The sequence below is a fragment of the Pseudomonas sp. BS3767 genome (genome assembly GCF_900099665.1).
GTDB lineage: Bacteria > Pseudomonadota > Gammaproteobacteria > Pseudomonadales > Pseudomonadaceae > Aquipseudomonas > Aquipseudomonas cerasi.
The window spans coordinates 399,332-415,961 of the sequence record NZ_FNCX01000002.1; the positions used below are offsets into that span (position 1 = coordinate 399,332).

General features: G+C 59.2%; 19 protein-coding genes. 10 read left to right on the forward strand and 9 right to left on the reverse strand.

Annotated features, from left to right (window positions below):
- Window positions 1–142 precede the first annotated feature (142 nt).
- Window positions 143–1,201: an AAA family ATPase gene (locus BLR16_RS06280; protein WP_074805005.1), complete on the forward strand. Its 1,059-nt coding sequence runs from the start codon at window positions 143–145 to the stop codon at window positions 1,199–1,201.
- Window positions 1,198–2,541 carry a DUF58 domain-containing protein gene (locus BLR16_RS06285; protein WP_054082068.1) on the forward strand — a complete coding sequence of 448 codons (1,344 nt, stop codon included), beginning with the start codon at window positions 1,198–1,200 and terminating at the stop codon, window positions 2,539–2,541. The genes BLR16_RS06280 and BLR16_RS06285 overlap by 4 nt, the downstream gene beginning before the upstream one ends.
- 28 nt (window positions 2,542–2,569) lie before the next feature.
- Here the strand turns inward: BLR16_RS06285 and BLR16_RS06290 are convergent, their stop codons facing one another.
- Window positions 2,570–2,929, reverse strand: coding sequence for a PilZ domain-containing protein (locus BLR16_RS06290; RefSeq protein ID WP_054082067.1), 360 nt, complete (start codon window positions 2,927–2,929; stop codon window positions 2,570–2,572).
- A gap of 203 nt (window positions 2,930–3,132) precedes the next feature.
- A complete protein-coding gene (locus tag BLR16_RS06295) occupies window positions 3,133–3,528 on the reverse strand; it encodes a tetratricopeptide repeat protein (protein ID WP_003363891.1) in 396 nt (131 codons plus the stop codon).
- Window positions 3,529–3,704: 176 nt separating this feature from the next.
- On the opposite strand from BLR16_RS06295, the gene pyk reads away from it, so the two are divergent.
- On the forward strand, window positions 3,705–5,156 hold the full coding sequence (pyk, locus tag BLR16_RS06300) for a pyruvate kinase (protein ID WP_074805011.1): 1,452 nt from the start codon (window positions 3,705–3,707) through the stop codon (window positions 5,154–5,156).
- A gap of 147 nt (window positions 5,157–5,303) precedes the next feature.
- On the opposite strand, the gene BLR16_RS06305 is transcribed toward pyk, so the two are convergent.
- On the reverse strand, window positions 5,304–6,242 hold the full coding sequence (locus BLR16_RS06305) for an iron-sulfur-binding ferredoxin reductase (RefSeq protein WP_003431401.1): 939 nt from the start codon (window positions 6,240–6,242) through the stop codon (window positions 5,304–5,306).
- Window positions 6,243–6,421: 179 nt separating this feature from the next.
- Here BLR16_RS06305 and BLR16_RS06310 point away from each other — a divergent pair, with 179 nt between their 5' ends.
- The 3 genes from BLR16_RS06310 to BLR16_RS06320 all read left to right on the forward strand — a co-directional run bounded on the left by BLR16_RS06310 (window position 6,422) and on the right by BLR16_RS06320 (window position 9,251).
- Window positions 6,422–7,945 carry a fumarate hydratase gene (locus tag BLR16_RS06310; RefSeq protein ID WP_003363897.1) on the forward strand — a complete coding sequence of 508 codons (1,524 nt, stop codon included), beginning with the start codon at window positions 6,422–6,424 and terminating at the stop codon, window positions 7,943–7,945.
- Between the two features lie 402 nt (window positions 7,946–8,347).
- A complete protein-coding gene (locus tag BLR16_RS06315; protein ID WP_003431402.1) occupies window positions 8,348–8,788 on the forward strand; it encodes a type VI secretion system amidase immunity protein Tai4 in 441 nt (146 codons plus the stop codon).
- Between the two features lie 22 nt (window positions 8,789–8,810).
- Entirely contained in the window at window positions 8,811–9,251 is a 441-nt protein-coding gene (locus BLR16_RS06320) for a type VI secretion system amidase immunity protein Tai4 (protein WP_058416564.1), read from the forward strand.
- A 76-nt stretch (window positions 9,252–9,327) separates the two neighbouring features.
- On the opposite strand, the gene BLR16_RS06325 is transcribed toward BLR16_RS06320, so the two are convergent.
- Window positions 9,328–9,813 carry a hypothetical protein gene (locus BLR16_RS06325; protein ID WP_003431403.1) on the reverse strand — a complete coding sequence of 162 codons (486 nt, stop codon included), beginning with the start codon at window positions 9,811–9,813 and terminating at the stop codon, window positions 9,328–9,330.
- A 432-nt stretch (window positions 9,814–10,245) separates the two neighbouring features.
- Here BLR16_RS06325 and BLR16_RS06330 point away from each other — a divergent pair, with 432 nt between their 5' ends.
- On the forward strand, window positions 10,246–10,479 hold the full coding sequence (locus tag BLR16_RS06330; RefSeq protein ID WP_003313478.1) for a DUF6124 family protein: 234 nt from the start codon (window positions 10,246–10,248) through the stop codon (window positions 10,477–10,479).
- Between the two features lie 41 nt (window positions 10,480–10,520).
- Here BLR16_RS06330 and BLR16_RS06335 read toward each other — a convergent pair whose 3' ends face one another.
- From BLR16_RS06335 to BLR16_RS06350, 4 genes are all read right to left on the reverse strand, one after another.
- Window positions 10,521–11,678, reverse strand: a complete 1,158-nt coding sequence (locus BLR16_RS06335) for a phospholipase D-like domain-containing protein (RefSeq protein ID WP_046719033.1) — start codon at window positions 11,676–11,678, stop codon at window positions 10,521–10,523.
- A gap of 1 nt (window position 11,679) precedes the next feature.
- On the reverse strand, window positions 11,680–12,261 hold the full coding sequence (locus BLR16_RS06340) for a YceI family protein (protein WP_011268811.1): 582 nt from the start codon (window positions 12,259–12,261) through the stop codon (window positions 11,680–11,682).
- A gap of 89 nt (window positions 12,262–12,350) precedes the next feature.
- Complete coding sequence (locus BLR16_RS06345; RefSeq protein ID WP_003363909.1) at window positions 12,351–12,680, reverse strand: hypothetical protein; 330 nt, start codon at window positions 12,678–12,680, stop codon at window positions 12,351–12,353.
- Window positions 12,677–13,783 carry a serine hydrolase domain-containing protein gene (locus tag BLR16_RS06350; RefSeq protein ID WP_003363911.1) on the reverse strand — a complete coding sequence of 369 codons (1,107 nt, stop codon included), beginning with the start codon at window positions 13,781–13,783 and terminating at the stop codon, window positions 12,677–12,679. Before BLR16_RS06350 ends, BLR16_RS06345 begins: the two co-directional genes overlap by 4 nt.
- Window positions 13,784–14,016: 233 nt before the next feature.
- Here BLR16_RS06350 and olsB point away from each other — a divergent pair, with 233 nt between their 5' ends.
- Entirely contained in the window at window positions 14,017–14,772 is a 756-nt protein-coding gene (gene olsB / locus BLR16_RS06355; RefSeq protein ID WP_003363913.1) for an L-ornithine N(alpha)-acyltransferase, read from the forward strand.
- A complete protein-coding gene (locus tag BLR16_RS06360; RefSeq protein WP_046719031.1) occupies window positions 14,772–15,566 on the forward strand; it encodes a lysophospholipid acyltransferase family protein in 795 nt (264 codons plus the stop codon). The genes olsB and BLR16_RS06360 overlap by 1 nt, the downstream gene beginning before the upstream one ends.
- Here BLR16_RS06360 and BLR16_RS06365 read toward each other — a convergent pair.
- Entirely contained in the window at window positions 15,524–16,123 is a 600-nt protein-coding gene (locus tag BLR16_RS06365) for an acyl carrier protein phosphodiesterase (protein ID WP_003363917.1), read from the reverse strand. The two genes, BLR16_RS06360 and BLR16_RS06365, sit on opposite strands and share 43 nt — an antisense overlap.
- A 164-nt stretch (window positions 16,124–16,287) precedes the next feature.
- Here BLR16_RS06365 and BLR16_RS06370 point away from each other — a divergent pair, with 164 nt between their 5' ends.
- A complete protein-coding gene (locus BLR16_RS06370; RefSeq protein ID WP_003363918.1) occupies window positions 16,288–16,602 on the forward strand; it encodes an ArsR/SmtB family transcription factor in 315 nt (104 codons plus the stop codon).
- The last annotated feature ends 28 nt before the right edge of the window (window positions 16,603–16,630 follow it).

The window sequence follows — 16,630 nt, forward strand, 5'->3', positions numbered from 1 at the left end:
GTACAAGTGCAATTTCACACGGAGTGGTAGACCGCTCCCCCCTCTTTTCAGCACACTGAGAAACTTGAAAAAAGCCAAATCAGCTTAGCGCCTGATTTACCGACGATAAACACAGGCAACCGTCAACAGGACGCCGGAACGCATGAGCGAGCAAACGCCCGACCCATCGGTAAGCACCGAGCCATTTATCGAGCCCTGCATCGAGCCTGTCAGCCCGACCGTTGCGGCAAGCACCCAGTTGCAACAGCGTCAACGCGCCAGCCAGCTGGCCCAGGCGTTGCGCAACGAGCTGCAAAAGGCCGTGATCGGACAAAATGCGGTTATCGACGACGTGTTGACCGCGCTGATCGGCGGCGGACATGTACTGCTGGAAGGTGTTCCGGGGCTTGGCAAGACGCTGCTGGTTCGGGCGCTGGCCAGTTGTATCGGCTGCGAATTCGCCCGCATCCAGTTTACGCCGGACCTGATGCCGAGCGATGTCACCGGCCATGCGGTGTACGACATGCAGACCGAGCAGTTCAAGCTGCGCAAGGGGCCGCTGTTCACCAACCTGCTGCTGGCCGACGAAATCAACAGAGCACCGGCCAAGACCCAGGCCGCATTGCTCGAAGCGATGCAGGAGCGGCAAGTCACCCTTGAAGGGCGCGCCCTGCCGATCCCGCAGCCATTCATGGTGCTGGCGACCCAGAACCCCATCGAACAGGAAGGCACGTATCCACTGCCTGAAGCCGAACTGGATCGTTTCATGCTCAAACTGCGCATGGATTATCCCGAAGCGCAGGAAGAGCTGAACATGGTGCGTCAGGTCACCCGCTCGTCCCGGGCTGACATGCTGGACGTGCGACCGCTCAGGGTCATCATGCAGGCCCGCGAGGTTCAGGCGTTGCAACGTATTGCCAGCGAACTGCCCATCGATGAGCAGGTGCTGGACTACGCCGTGCGGCTGGCACGCAGCACGCGCACCTGGCCGGGTCTGAGTCAGGGCGCTGGCCCCCGTGCTTCGATTGCGCTGGTGCGTGGCGGGCGGGCCCGAGCCGTATTGCGTGGCGGCGAGTTCGTGACCCCGGACGATATCAAGGGCTGTGCACTGGCGGTGCTGCGACACCGGGTCAGGCTGTCGCCGGAGCTGGACATCGAAGGGCTGTCGGTGGATCAGGTGCTCAGGCAGATCCTCGATCAGGTCTCGGCCCCGCGCCTGTGACACAGGTCCTCAAGCCGTCGATAACGCTGCTGCGCTGCCTCGGCGGACTGATGGGCGTGGCCTTGCTGCTCGGCACGCTTCGTGCGCTGAGCATCGAGTATCCGGCAAAAATCGATGACCTTTACTGGGGAGCCTTGCTGGCCCTCGTTGCCGTGAGCCTGCTGGATGCAATCTGGCTACTCAGAAGCCCCTCGCCACGCGTGCAGCGCGAGCTGGCGGGCAGTCTGGCGCTGGACCGCTGGAACGAAGCCCGACTCGACGTGCAACACGACGGTGGCCGACCCGTTACCGTGCGGCTATTCGATCATGTGCCGCACGGGCTGGAACACGAAAACCTGCCTCAGTCCCTCACCCTGGCCGCACGCGGAAAAGGCAGCATCGGCTATCGCCTGCGCCCCTCAAGCCGGGGTCATTTCACGTTTGAACGGTGCGAAATCAGCCTGCCGGGGCCTTTGCGCCTGTGGACAGTACGACGCTACCTGGCAGTGCCCGGCACCACGCGGGTCTATCCGGATTTCGCCCGCTTCTGCGGCGGGCAATTGGTGGCGGTGGATAACTGGCTAAGCCAACTGGGTGTGCGCCAGCTGCAACGTCGCGGGCTGGGCATGGAGTTCAACCAGTTGCGTGAGTTTCGCGAGGGCGACAGCCTGCGCCAGATCGACTGGAAAGCTACCGCCCGCCAGCGAGCGCCCATTGCACGGGAGTATCAGGACGAGCGGGATCAGCAGATCGTTTTCATGCTGGATTGCGGACGCCGAATGCGCAGTCAGGACGGCGAACTGTCTCACTTCGATCATGCGCTCAACGCCTGCCTGCTATTGAGTTATGTCGCGCTGCGTCAGGGTGATTCTGTCGGCATTGCGACCTTTGCCGGCGAGCAGGATCGTTATCTGGCGCCGGTGAAGGGGCCCGGGCAGTTGAATCGCGTGCTCAACTCGGTCTATGACCTGCAGACCACCCGGCGCCCCGCTGACTACAGCGCCGCTGTGCGCCAGCTGATGGTTCGTCATAAGAGACGCTCACTGGTGGTGTTGATGACCAACTTGCGCGATGAAGACGATGAGGAGCTGCTGGCCGCCGCCAGACAGCTTGGCAAACAGCATCGGGTACTGATCGCCAGTCTGCGCGAAGAAGTGCTCGACGGCCTGCGTCAGTCACCGGTACACACGTACGATGAAGCGCTGAGTTATTGCGGGACAATCGACTTTCTCAACGCCCGTACTTCGCTGCACGACCGTTTGAGTGCGCAAGGCATCGTGATCATGGATGCGCGACCAGGAGAACTGGGGCCACAGCTGGTCAACCGTTACATGAGCTGGAAAAAGGCAGGGGCGTTATGAACGACGTCCTGCCCGTCAGGCAGCAGCCTCAGGCAGAGGCTTCATAGGAAGGGTAAAAACAGAAGTACTGTCGCAACAGCTGCACGAACTCCAGATACTCTGTCGAGACCTGGCACAATTCAAAACCGGAGTCATAACTGCCAGGTGTCTCATCTTCATTACACCAGAGGCACGTGGCGCTCACGTCGATGGGCTGTCCGACATTGCCATTCGGCAATTTCAGACACAGATCGAACCTGGCGCCCACCAGGATCGGCAGGCTGCTGATAAGCATCAGCCCCTCACCGGACACATTCCCCAGACAGCCCATCAGCTTGCCAGTATGGCGATTGAAAACCTGCAGATAATCCTGCAGTTGATGGCGTTCGATTTTCCGCTCTTTATACATGGCAGGCTGCCTTCCGAGTCGGGTGTTGCGCCCAGGCAACACCGTGTATTCGTTGCGGACTTCAACTGCGCTGCACTACAGAAGCGATCCAGGAAACAGCCTCGACCCGGTGCCCTGCAGCTCGTCCAATGTGTGACCTCAGCCTAGCTCAGAATTATTCGAAAGCCACCCGAACACAACGCCTTCCATTCAAACGAGGGTAATTATTTCGATACAGGAGCGTTTCGAACAGGTACAGGTATGGTTCTGGCCGGCTGAGCCTTGGGATAAAGACCCGTTTGTGCCAGCGTGTCGAGTCTGGCGCGTGCACGGAAGGCGTATTCGCTCTCTGGATACTGGGCCATCAGAAATTGATAAGTCTGCGCTGCATCGACGTACAATTTCTGCCGTTCCAGGCACTGGCCGCGCAACATCGACACTTCCGGCTGGACATAACGGCGTGAGCGGCTCTGGCGTTCGACCTTGGAGAGATCGAGCATCACCCGATCACAATCACCTTCCTGATAGGCACGGTAGGCGTGATCAAGGTTGGAATTCATCGCCCAGCGGGTGCAACCGCTGAGCGCAGTCAGTAATACAACAATCGTTACAATACGCATGGGACTCTCCTGTTCTCTGCCCTGTATCGGCGTCACGGCCTGTTTCTTCAGGCCAATAGAGCGCCGGTTGTCAGCCGATTGCCCTCCCTGACCCTGACACGGTAGTGCAAAGGAACAATGACTAAAGACCCAGACAGGAGTAGCCTCTCGCTGCGCTTCAATTAAGGAGTTTGTGCATGACCGTTCGCCGCACCAAAATCGTCGCCACACTTGGCCCTGCCAGCAATTCGCCGGAAGTCATCCAACAACTGATCCTTTCGGGTCTCGACGTTGCTCGTCTGAACTTCTCTCACGGTACTCCGGACGAGCACAAGGCTCGCGCCAGGCTGATCCGCGAAATCGCCGCCAGACACGGGCGCTTCGTCGCTCTGCTGGGCGACCTGCAGGGTCCGAAGATCCGTATTGCAAAGTTCACCGACAAGCGAATAGAGCTGAAGGTCGGTGACAAGTTCACCTTCTCTACCGCTCATCCGCTGACCAGTGGCAATCAGCAGATCGTGGGTATCGACTACCCGGATCTGGTCAAGGATTGCGGCGTAGGCGACGAGTTGCTGCTCGACGATGGTCGCGTGGTCATGCGCGTCGACACCCAGACCGCCGACGAACTGCACTGCACCGTGCTGATCGGTGGCCCGCTGTCCGATCACAAGGGCATCAACCGTCGTGGCGGTGGCCTGACGGCGCCGGCACTGACCGAAAAAGACAAGCAGGACATCAAGCTCGCTGCCGAGATGGACCTGGATTACCTGGCCGTTTCCTTCCCGCGCGATGCCGCCGACATGGAATACGCTCGCCAGCTGCGCGACGAATCCGGTGGTACGGCCTGGCTGGTGGCCAAGATCGAACGTGCCGAAGCCGTTGCCAACGACGAAGTGCTCGATGAGCTGATCCGCGCCAGTGATGCGGTCATGGTCGCTCGTGGTGACCTGGGCGTTGAAATCGGTGATGCCGAACTGGTCGGCGTACAGAAACGCATCATCCTGCACGCTCGTCGCCACAACAAGGCGGTGATCGTCGCCACGCAGATGATGGAGTCGATGATCTCAAGCCCGATGCCGACGCGTGCCGAAGTGTCCGACGTGGCCAACGCCGTGCTCGACTACACCGACGCCGTGATGCTGTCGGCCGAAAGTGCTGCAGGCTCCTATCCGATCGAAGCGGTTCAGGCCATGGCCCGTATCTGCATCGGCGCTGAAAAGCACCCGACCGGCAAGACTTCCAGCCACCGTATCGGTCACTCCTTCACCCGTTGTGATGAAAGCATCGCGCTGGCGGCCATGTACACCGCCAACCACTTCCCGGGTGTAAAGGCGATCATCGCACTGACCGAAAGCGGCTATACCCCGCTGATCATGTCGCGCATCCGCTCTTCGGTGCCGATCTACGCGTTCTCCCCGCACCGTGGCACTCAGGCGCGTGCAGCGATGTTCCGTGGTGTCTACACCGTGCCATTCGACCCGGCAGCCCTGCCGCCAGGTCAGGTCAGCCAGGCCGCAGTCGACGAACTGCTCAAGCGTGGTCTGGTCGAGCAAGGTGACTGGGTCATCCTCACCAAGGGCGACAGCTACCACACCATCGGCGGCACCAACGGCATGAAGATTCTGCACGTCGGCGACCCGTTGGTCTGATCGCAGCACACTGCAAGCCAAAGGCCCCGTCTCGCAAGAGCCGGGGCCTTTTTGCATTGTGTCAGCCAGGGAAGTTGGGCTTTCAGGCTTCTGCCCGTAGGGCGTGGGAGCAGATGGAACGAGAGCTTTAACTAACGTGCCTTTTATTTATTCGCGCGCCACAAACACATCCGCCAGCAACTGATTACGCGGCAGCCCGGCCAGATACAGCCGTTTGGCAAACATCTCGACGCTGTCAGCACTGCCGCACACCAGCGCCATTGCGTGCCGCGACAACAGGCGCAGTTCAGCCAGGGTTGTTTGTAGCGTCTGCGGAGTAACCAGCTGAACATGCAGCTGGGGATAACGTTCAGCCAGGGCGTGCAGTTCATCGGCCAGATAATGCTCCTGGCTGTCGCGGGCCAGATGAATCACACGTATGGCGCCCTGATGGTCCTGGCGCAGCGCCTCGCGCAACACACCCCATAAAGGGCCAAGCCCGGTGCCGGCGGCCAGCAGCAATAAGGGTTTTTCCTGCCAGTCCGGGTCGTAACGCAGCGCCCCGCCACGCAACTCGCCGAGCCTCAGGGCGTCACCCACCTGCAACTGGCGGGCAACATCACGGAAGGCCCCGGGCTGCAGGCAGTCGATATGAAACTCCAGAAACGCATCCTCGCCGGGAAGGCTCGCCAGCGAGTATGGTCGCGCAACACCGCTATCAGTCCACAACACCTGATGCTGCCCGGCGCTATAGCGCAGTGGCCGCGCAGGCTCCAGACGCAGGCGCAGCACCGACGCAGAGAGCCAGTCGCAGCCTGCTACTGTGGCAGGAAGGCCATCGCGCTGCGGGTCAAACACCTCGACAGCCAGATCTCCTGCCACTCGGCACTGACAGGCGAGCCGCCAACCCTGCTGGCGCTTTTCAGCAGGCAGCGCGTCGGGCAACGCGTCTTCAGGCTCGCCCTTTACGACGCGCACCAGACACGCGTGGCAACTGCCGGCACGGCAACTATAAGGGACCGGAATACCGGCATGGTTCAGGGCGTCGAGCAGATTGCTGGCCGACGCCACCGACCAGCTAAGCTCACCCACATGCAATTGAGGCATCAAAACGGCCTGTGCAGAAAATAACGGCGATTGTACAGACTGGCCTGTCGGGCGGGTTATACTGCCGCGCCTTTTTGCGCCCGCTACGGCCAACCTGACAGCTCTGGTTCAAGCCGCAGTTCCAGACTGCCGCCGATAGCGTAATTGAATGTTCCCGTCCTTACAGAGGAGCGCGCCGCATGACCGTGATCAAGCAAGACGACCTGATTCAGAGCGTTGCAGACGCACTGCAGTTCATTTCCTATTACCACCCCGTAGACTTCATCCAGGCCATGCACGAGGCGTATCTGCGTGAAGAGTCGCCTGCCGCTCGTGACTCCATCGCCCAGATCCTGATCAACTCGCGCATGTGCGCGACCGGTCACCGCCCGATCTGCCAGGACACCGGCATCGTCACGGTTTTTGTGCGCGTGGGGATGGATGTTCGCTGGGACGGCGCCACCATGGGCCTGGACGACATGATCAACGAAGGCGTGCGTCGCGCTTACAACCTGCCTGAGAACGTGCTGCGTGCCTCGATCCTTGCCGATCCGGCAGGCGCTCGCAAAAACACCAAGGACAACACCCCGGCCGTCATTCATTACTCCATCGTCCCGGGCAACACCGTGGAAGTGGACGTCGCGGCGAAAGGTGGCGGCTCGGAAAACAAATCGAAGATGGCGATGCTCAACCCTTCCGACTCGATCGTCGACTGGGTTCTGAAAACCGTCCCGACCATGGGCGCTGGCTGGTGCCCGCCGGGCATGCTCGGTATCGGTATCGGCGGCACCGCAGAAAAGGCTGCGGTCATGGCCAAGGAAGTGTTGATGGAGTCCATCGACATTCATGAGCTGAAGGCTCGCGGCCCGCAGAATCGTATCGAAGAGATGCGTCTGGAGCTGTTCGAGAAGGTTAACCAACTGGGCATTGGTGCTCAGGGCCTGGGCGGTCTGACCACCGTGCTAGACGTCAAGATCATGGATTACCCGACCCATGCTGCGTCGCTGCCGGTGTGCATGATCCCCAACTGCGCCGCCACCCGCCACGCGCACTTCGTACTCGATGGCAGCGGCCCTGCTTCGCTGGAGGCTCCATCGCTGGACGCCTACCCGGAAATCGTCTGGGAAGCCGGCCCATCGGCCCGCCGCGTCGACCTCGATACCCTGACCCCGGAAGAAGTGCAGAGCTGGAAACCGGGCGAAACCGTATTGCTCAATGGCAAGATGCTCACCGGCCGCGACGCCGCGCACAAGCGCATGGTCGAAATGCTCAACAGGGGCGAAACGCTGCCGGTGGACCTCAAGGGTCGCTTCATCTACTACGTCGGCCCGGTTGATCCGGTACGCGAAGAAGTCGTTGGCCCGGCAGGCCCGACCACGGCCACCCGGATGGACAAGTTCACCCGTCAGATCCTCGACCAGACCGGCCTGCTGGGCATGATCGGCAAATCCGAACGCGGCCCGACCGCCATCGAAGCGATCCGTGACCACAAGGCCGTGTACCTGATGGCCGTTGGTGGTGCTGCCTATCTGGTGGCTCAGGCGATCAAGAAATCCCGAGTCGTGGCGTTCGCCGAACTGGGCATGGAGGCGATCTACGAGTTCGAGGTCAAGGACATGCCGGTTACCGTTGCGGTGGACAGCAACGGTGAATCCGTTCACATCACCGGCCCGCAGATCTGGCAGAAGAAGATCAGCGACAGTCTGGCGGTGGAAGTGCAGTAAGCTTTGATCTGCAAGACAATAAAAACCCGGCGCAAGCCGGGTTTTTGCTGAGTAACTGATTGAACCTGAAATTGCGATCGGCTCAAATAGACGCGTCAGTCTGTTGCCAATATAACCCGGTAACTTACTCCCTGAATAATACGGCACAGTGGCTAGAAACATCGTGCCCTTGCGATCAGTCCGTAATACATTTCAGACAACAAACCGAGATGGTTCGGTACCTTCCTGAGGCTCATTGCCCCTGTCCCTCCTCGCAACACAGCTTATTCTTCTGCTGGCTGTAAACCACTGGACTCATGAAAAATAAATTTTTTTTTTTGCATACCGGGTGAAGCACTGGATGATCACTACAAGGACTGTGTCGAGATTGCTAGCCATGACAAATTTCTGGAGCCTTACGCAATGAAATCACTTTTTACGACCGTACTGGCCTGTTGCTCGCTCACCGCGCTTACTATTCATGCATCTGCTCAGCCATCATCGCCAGAAGGCATGTATAGAACCCACGCACAAAACTATAAAGACATGGTTCTTGCCACCTGCATTGCGAGCGCTTACAAATTCAGTGACAACGTCGGGACTGACGCTGGCAGCAGCGTCACAGCGTTGCGCGAGTGGGCCAACTATGATTGGGAAAAAAGTCCTGAGAAACCCAGAGAATTCGTAGACAACTACCTCGCAAGAAACTACACAAACCCTCTTGTCGAGTCCGAAATAAAAGGTGTGAAATTTGACTTGCTTAAGTGTCTTGATCTTTACCACAGCAAAGAGCTGGAAGCACAGACAAAAAAAGCCGTAATAAACCCTACACATACCGACGCGCAAGACTACAAAAAACCCTAAACACCAAATGGAGTTAAGTGCAATGAGGCTACCTCTTGCAATCAAGACAGTATTTCTTGTATTCGCGACAACCAACTGTTTTGCAGACACACTACCTTCATCACCGGAAGGCATGCATAGAAGCTATGCACAGAACTACAAGGACCTGGTGCTCGCCAACTGTATAGCAAATGCCTATGCATATGATGTCAAGGTAGGAATTGACGCGGGCAGTAGTGCCACCGCAATGGAAGACTGGGCAAACTACGATTGGGAGGAAGGTCCAGATGAAATCAGAGCGTTGGTAAAAAAATACCTCGCGCGCGACTACACAAACCCTTTGGCCGAATCCCAGATCAAGGGTATAAAATTCGACCTGCTGAAATGCCTGGACATGTATCACAGCAAGGAACTGGACGCGTTGACGAAGAAAGTCGTTACAGAACCAAATCATACCTACATGCAGAATATCAAAAAGCCTTAACTACTTCCTTCAGCAACAAGCCTGTCCAGCAAACGCTGCACAGGCTATTTTCATTGCAAGCACTCTACCCCGCACATTATCTGTAGGGCGGAGACACATCATGCTGATTCAATGTGATCCGATAGCTTTTTAACGTCACCCCCTCGGTGATGTACTGCTTGCTGAAATACTGATAAACAGCGCCAGTCACTTCTACACCAACACCATTTGGCGTGTCGAAAATCTTCACATCACTCAGAGCGCTGTCAGTCAGCAGAAAAAGATTAGAGTCGTTCAACTGCTTCAGCACTTGCGAGTCGCTGCCATCCAGACGTTTACTGATGTAAAAACGCAAGGTGTCCTGATCTGTTGCGGGTGCGCCGTAGCGAGTGATGTAGAGCCAGTCACCCTGTGGCAGCTCGCGCTTCATGACTACTTCGTCCGCGCCCGAAGGGCTGTCCAGATAGTCGAACAGTGTGAGTTTCAAAACCACTATCGAGAACAGCAGCCAGAAGAAGAATTTATAGTTGAATTTCAGATTGAGGCTTTCCGGCTGTTGCCCATCGTTCCCTATATTATCCATTCCTGTCCTTAGCGCTGAACACGTCTTTGTGACGTAGAAAAGAGTGTACCCACGTTTACAAGGCAGGCAACGAAACATCCTCAGAAAACCTTTTTCGATAACTCTTGTAAGAATTAACCGCAGGACGCCTCCCTTCCAATTGAAGGAAATTTCCGAGAAAATCCCGGCCTCTTGCGCTTGGCTATTCAGGTCTCTAGCCTTCATCGGTCGCTGCCCAATCAGCGATCAGGTTTGGTAGACCTGCTTTTGCTGGCGCAATGTGCCACCTCCGCGAGGCGATCTCTTTCGTCCCGTTTTCATGGTGGCCGTGCGCATGGCATCTTCGGATGCACCGGGTGCCAGCAGCCGGTCTACCAACTTGCACACGGCCGCCACCTTATCGTTTGGTAGCGATCAGTGACGGCTCCCACAAGTTCTGCTGGAGTTGCAAACATGCCCGATAAAATCGTCCCCGACCCGCCCACCGCCCTGTTCACCGTCAACGCATCCGTCAGCCAGGAAGAAGCGCTCAACTACGCTTCGGATCTGCTGCGCTGCATCATCACGACGGCCTATGAGTCCGGCGACAGCACCCAGGGCACCAGCCGTGATCTGGCGTTTTCGGTGCTGCACATGGCCGAGATGGCCAAAGCCATGGTTGATCGCTCACTGGAATGCATCGTTTGACCGGATGACAACCCGGGGCCACGCTCGGCCCCGCGCAAACCTCAGTTACGCTGATCCAGCAAGTTCACCACCAGCCTGTCGATCCAGCCCCACAAGCGCTGCTTGACCCGTCGCCACAGCGGTCTGGCCTTCCAGTCTGCCAGCGTGGTCTCGGCGCTCAGGGCGAAGTCTTTTTCAAAGCTGGCGACCACGTCTCGGGTCAGTCCGGGGTCGAGGGCTTCGAGGTTGGCTTCCAGGTTGAAGCGCAGATTCCAGTGATCGAAATTGCACGAACCGAGACTCACCCAGTCGTCGATCAGGACCATTTTCAGGTGCAGAAAGCACGGCTGGTATTCGAACACCTTGACCCCGGCACGCAGCAGGCGCGGGTAGTAGCGGTGACCGGCGTAGCGTACGGACGGGTGATCGGTGCGCGGCCCGGTCAGCAGCAAACGCACATCAACGCCACGTGCCGCCGCCCGACGCAAGGCGCGGCGAACTTTCCAGGTGGGCAGAAAGTAAGGGGTGGCCAGCCAGATCCGCTTTTGCCCGGTGTTCAGCGCACGTACCAGCGACTGCAGGATGTCGCGGTGCTGGCGGGAATCAGCATACGCGACACGACCCAGGCCCTCGCCGGTTATCGGGGCCTTGGGCAGATGATCAAGGCCGAAGTTTTCTTTCGGACGCCAGGCGAAACGCCGGGCGTTGGCGTGGAACTGCCGGTTGAACAGCGCCTGCCAGTCGATCACCAACGGCCCGGTGATTTCGACCATCACTTCGTGCCACTGGCTGGCGTCCTTGTCCGGCTCCCAGAACTCGTCGGTCACACCGGTGCCGCCCACCACGGCCAAGGCCTTGTCCACCAGCAGCAGTTTGCGATGGTCGCGGTAGAAGTTACGCACGCCGCGCCGCCAGTGGATCGGATTGTAGAAACGCAGAATCACACCGGCATCGGTCAGTTGCTTGCGCAGGCCGGCGTCGAAGGCTTTGGAACCGAAGTCATCGAACAGACAGCGCACAATCACGCCACGCCTGCCCGCTTCGACCAGCGCGCGCACGATAGCGTCGGCGCAGGCCCCGGCTTCGACCAGGTACAACTCCAGATCGACCTGCTGCTCGGCGCGATCGATGGCTGCGATCATGCGCGGAAAGAACGCAGGGCCGTCGATCAGCAATTGAAAGCGGTTGTTTTCACGCCACGGAAAAATCGCACCGTTCATATCAGCGCGCCGTGAAGATCAGGACAGCCCCGACCGGGACCGAGAGGCTCACCGCCGACAATCCTGCGGCGTTGCGCAAGGCCTTGAAGTCCGGGGCCATATCGAAATCCTGGGCATGGATCACCAGCGGCTCGAGCGTCACGACCTGAAATCGCCGCTCGTCGAGACGCGTCGCCAGCAGCTCGGCGTTATAGCTGTGGGTCTTGCCGCGCAGGCTGACGGTCAGCGGTAAACGCAGTTCCAGTTGTGCGCCGGGCGCGAGGTTATTGATCGGGCGCATGTCTAACTGCGCATTGATCTGAGCAGCCGGAAACTTGCGCACCTGAAACACCTGCTCTCGAAGGCGCTCGTCGCGCAGCGGAATGCCGGTGCTGACTGAATCGGTTTCAACTTCCACTTCAGCCAGCCCCTTGGCGTCGACTTTGCCGTGCAGCACCAGAAAGCGATGCACTTCGGCAATATCGGCATTTTTAGTCGAGGTGAACGAGAGTCGCGACGACTCGTTATCCAGATACCAGTTCGCATGGGCAGGTAACGCCACTGCGGCCAGCATGACCAGCAGCAGGCGATTCATAGTGAGCATGCAGACTCCAGACGTGCAATTGAGGGCCACCTTATCCGCCTGTCTGACCGCTGGCAAACGCCCGCGTTCGGCGGCAATTCATCAGGCCCTCATGGCAGCAGGCGACAACCCTGTCGCTCACCCTGCCAGGACGCGCTGCTGGTGCGTCCCAGGCCGCTGGCAATGACCCGTTTTTGACTGCTGTCGTCGACCAGCGTGCTGGGCAGATACTGCTTGATGTAGCCCTGGCAATACGCTTCGGAATTATTCATGACGTACCTGCACGAGCAGTATTCCTTGGCGGTGTAGGCACTGATGATGGTCGGGAACGCCTGCAGGTTCACACGGTACTGCCAGGCGAGCACGGCAAGTGCGGCAACCATCAGCAACAGCAGGCTGCTGAAGGGACGGCGCAGGATGAACATTCGGCGCGTGCTCATTGACCGCCCTCCTTGCCAAACGCGGCCTGTACGCGCTTGAGCATCTCATTGTGGTTGTAGGTAGCGTCGCGGTCATCGGCATAGCGCACGATCACCAGCTTCTGATCGGGAATCACATACAGCGCCTGCCCCCAATGCCCCAGTGCCGCGAAGGTGTCAGGGGGAGCGTCCGGCCACGGTCCTTTGCCGCCATCGGCAGTACGGTTGAGCCACCATTGGCCTGCGGGCACTTCAACACTGGCATCCACGCCCTCACCGGCAAACGGCGTCAGCACGAAGCCCATCCACTCCTTGTTGAGCAACTGCCGATCCTGCCATTGCCCGCCGCGCTGCATCAGCAGGCCGATGCGGGCCAGATCGCGGGCGGTCATGTAGGCATAGGAAGAACCTACAAATGTACCCGCGCCATCGGTTTCCCAGACCGCACTGCGGATGCCGAGCGGGTCGAACAGCGCGGTCCATGGGTAACCCGGATAGGCCTCATCGCCGACCATCTTTTTCAAGGCCGCCGCCAGAACGGTGCTATCACCGCTGGAGTAGAGGTAAGTCTTGCCGGGGGGGTGGGCAGCGCGGTGATCGGCGGTGAAGCGCGCCATGTCGTCGCGCCCGCGGGTGTAGAGCATGGCGACCACCGAGGAGTTGAGCGGTGCGTATTCGTAGTCTTCCTGCCAATCCAGACCCGAAGCCCAGTGCATCAGGTCTTTGATGGCGATATCGGGGTGCGCCTTGAACGGCGGGTAGAACTTCGCCACCGGATCATTCAGTTGAAAGCGTCCTTCTGCAAACGCCCCCCCCAGCACCGTCGCCATGATGCTTTTGCTGATCGACCAGGTCAGGTGCGGCGTTTGCGCGGTGGTCACACCGCCGTAGCGCTCGTACACAACGTCGCCATCACGAATCACCAGCAGCGCATCGGTGCGAATGCCCTTGCGCGTGGCGTCTTCACGGGGCGGGAAGGCGTAGGCCTCGAGCTCTTCGATGGCCACAGATCGCGGTACAGACTGAGAAGGCCATTGCTCTGTCGGCCATGTTTGAGCAACGACGCCTTGGGTACTGAAACCCAGAATCAGAACCAGACACAGACGGACAAATCCACGCGGCATGACAAGGCCTCTACAGAATGATCCGCACACCGTATCAGCGTTTCATGACAGTCAGCTATCAACCCAAGAGCAGACGCAGAGGAAATGGCCACAGCGTTTCCCGTCACACAACCATCACCAAAGCTTCACAGGCATGACACGCCATCTCCCTAGCCTGCAAGTACGGCAAAGCGCCTGGACAAATCAGTCACCAGCCCTTTCTGCATCTGCAAGGCTGGCTCATGGAGATTCGTATGACCCAGATCGCCCGCATTCGTGACAACACTTCTGAACGTCGTCTTCAGGCCGAGCGCCTGATTGGAGCGTGCGCCTTGCAGGAAGCACAGGCGTTGCGTTTCAGTGTGTTCAGCGAAGAGTTCAACGCCCGTCTCAACGGCGCTGAACAAGGCCTGGACATCGACGATTACGATGTTCACTGCTCGCATATCGGGGTACGCGACCTGAACACCGGGCGCCTGGTTGCCACGACCCGGCTGCTCGACCATCAGGCCGCCAACACGCTGGGACGCTTCTACAGCGAAGAGGAATTCAGCCTGCACGGGCTGGTCAATCTGCAAGGGCCGATCCTCGAACTGGGTCGCACCTGCGTCGATCCGGCCTATCGCAACGGCGGCACCATCGCGGTGTTGTGGAGCGAACTGGCCGAGGTGCTCAACGAAGGCGGTTATAGCTACCTGATGGGCTGCGCGAGCATCCCGATGCAGGACGGCGGTATTCAGGCCCATGCGATCATGCAACGCCTGCGCGAACGCTACCTGTGCAACGAGCACCTGCGCGCCGAGCCGAAGAATCCGCTGCCGACCCTCGACATCCCGAGCAATGTGATCTGCGAGATGCCACCGCTGCTCAAAGCCTACATGCGTCTGGGGGCCAAGATCTGCGGCGAACCGTGCTGGGACGAAGACTTCCAGGTGGCCGACGTGTTCATCCTGCTCAAGCGCGACGACTTGTGCCCGCGCTATGCCCGCCACTTCAAGGCGGCCGTGTGATGAGCCGGTTGCGCGGCTATGCCCGCGTAGTCCGGGTGCTACTGGTCGTAGCGCTCGGTTTGACGATTGCCAGCGCGTTCGCGGTCCTGGAACGCACCAGGATCGGAGGCTCGATGGAGCGCAGGCAGCGCTGGAGCCGCTGGTTCATGGCACGCCTGACCAATGCCCTGCCGTTTCGCGTCACCGTGACAGGTCAACTGCCAACCCAACCCATGCTGTGGGTCAGCAACCATGTGTCATGGACCGACATCGCCCTGCTCGGCATGCTCGCGCCGCTGTCGTTTCTGTCGAAGGCCGAAGTGCGGACCTGGCCGGTAGCGGGCTGGCTGGCGCTGAAGGCCGGTACGCTGTTCATTCGTCGCGGATCGGGCGACAGCCGTCTGATCCAGAAGCAGATGTGCAACCATCTGCAGCAAGGCAACGCGCTGCTGATCTTCCCCGAAGGCACCACCACGGACGGCAAAAGCCTGCGCACCTTTCACGGTCGTCTGCTGTCCAGCGCCATCGACGCTGGCGTGCCGATCCAGCCGGTGGCCATTGGTTACTCGCGTGACGGCAAGCCGGACCCGATCGCCCCGTTCATTGGCGACGATGACTTGCTGTCGCACTTGCGCCGACTGTTCGCCAACGAGCAGAGCGATGTGCATATTCACCTGCTGACACCGATTCCGACCGCTGACCAGGAACGCGCCGCACTGGCCTTCAAGGCCCAGCAGGCCGTTCAGGTGGCGTTGTTTGGCGAGCCGCCGGTTCAGCCGAGCGACGTGGTTTCGCGTCCGGCCCGAGCGGCCTGAGCGAAATCCTCAAGTAGCGGATAGAACTCGGCGAAATCCGCACTCAAGGGCTGGTACAGCGCCTGCAGTTCCTGCATGCCGCCGGCCAGCCCTTCGGGTTTTGAGAGGCGTCGGGATATCCCGCTCAACACCTGCTCCAGCACTCCGAAATCCCGATACGACCCCAGCCAGTCCTGCGCCGCCATGCGCGGTGCGATCAGCGCCAGCCGCTCGGGCAATTGTGGCTCGGCAGCCAGCGTGCCATAGACCTTGCGGGTGAATGCGTCCAACGGCAGGTCGGCATAACGATGCCAGTCGCGCGCCAGGCAGTGATCGAAAAAAACATCGAGCATGATGCCGGCATAGCGCCGTCTCTGGAGCGGAAAACGGGCAATGGAGGCCTTGATCAGCGGATGACTGTCAGTGAAGGCGTCGATGCTGCGGTGCAGACGAATCGCCGCCTCCAGTTCCGCAGGAAAACGTCCCGGCAGCGGACCTTTGACGAAATCGCCATACAGGCTGCCAAGCAATTGGGCGGGCCGGTGCCCGCCAAGATGAAGATGTGCCAAGTAGTTCATGGCTGCAAGCCTAGGCCGCTTTCGGGCCCGCTGTCCATATATCGTTATAACCCGATATAGCGATTTGGCTGATCCTAAGCACATAATCATATTTGTATATCGCGAAATATAGATATAAGGTTCGCTCTATCGCGATATATCGCTACACCGCCTGTGAGAACGACATGCAGATCGACCTCGACGACATAATAAAAGCCCTGGCCCACCCGGTCCGCCGAGAAATCCTGACTTGGCTGAAAGACCCGCGTGCGAGCTTTCCCGCCCAGGAGTACTCGATCGAACACGGCGTGTGCGCCGGACAGATCGATCAGCGTGCGGGATTGTCACAATCCACTGTCTCGGCCCATCTGGCGACCTTGCAACGCGCTGGTCTGATCAGCAGCAAGAAGGTCGGCCAATGGCATTTCTTCAGACGCAACGAAGAAGTCATACAGGCATTCGTTCAGGCGCTGGTTGAAGAACTGAACAACCCGACCTGATTTTCCAACGTTTACCAGGAGTTGCCCC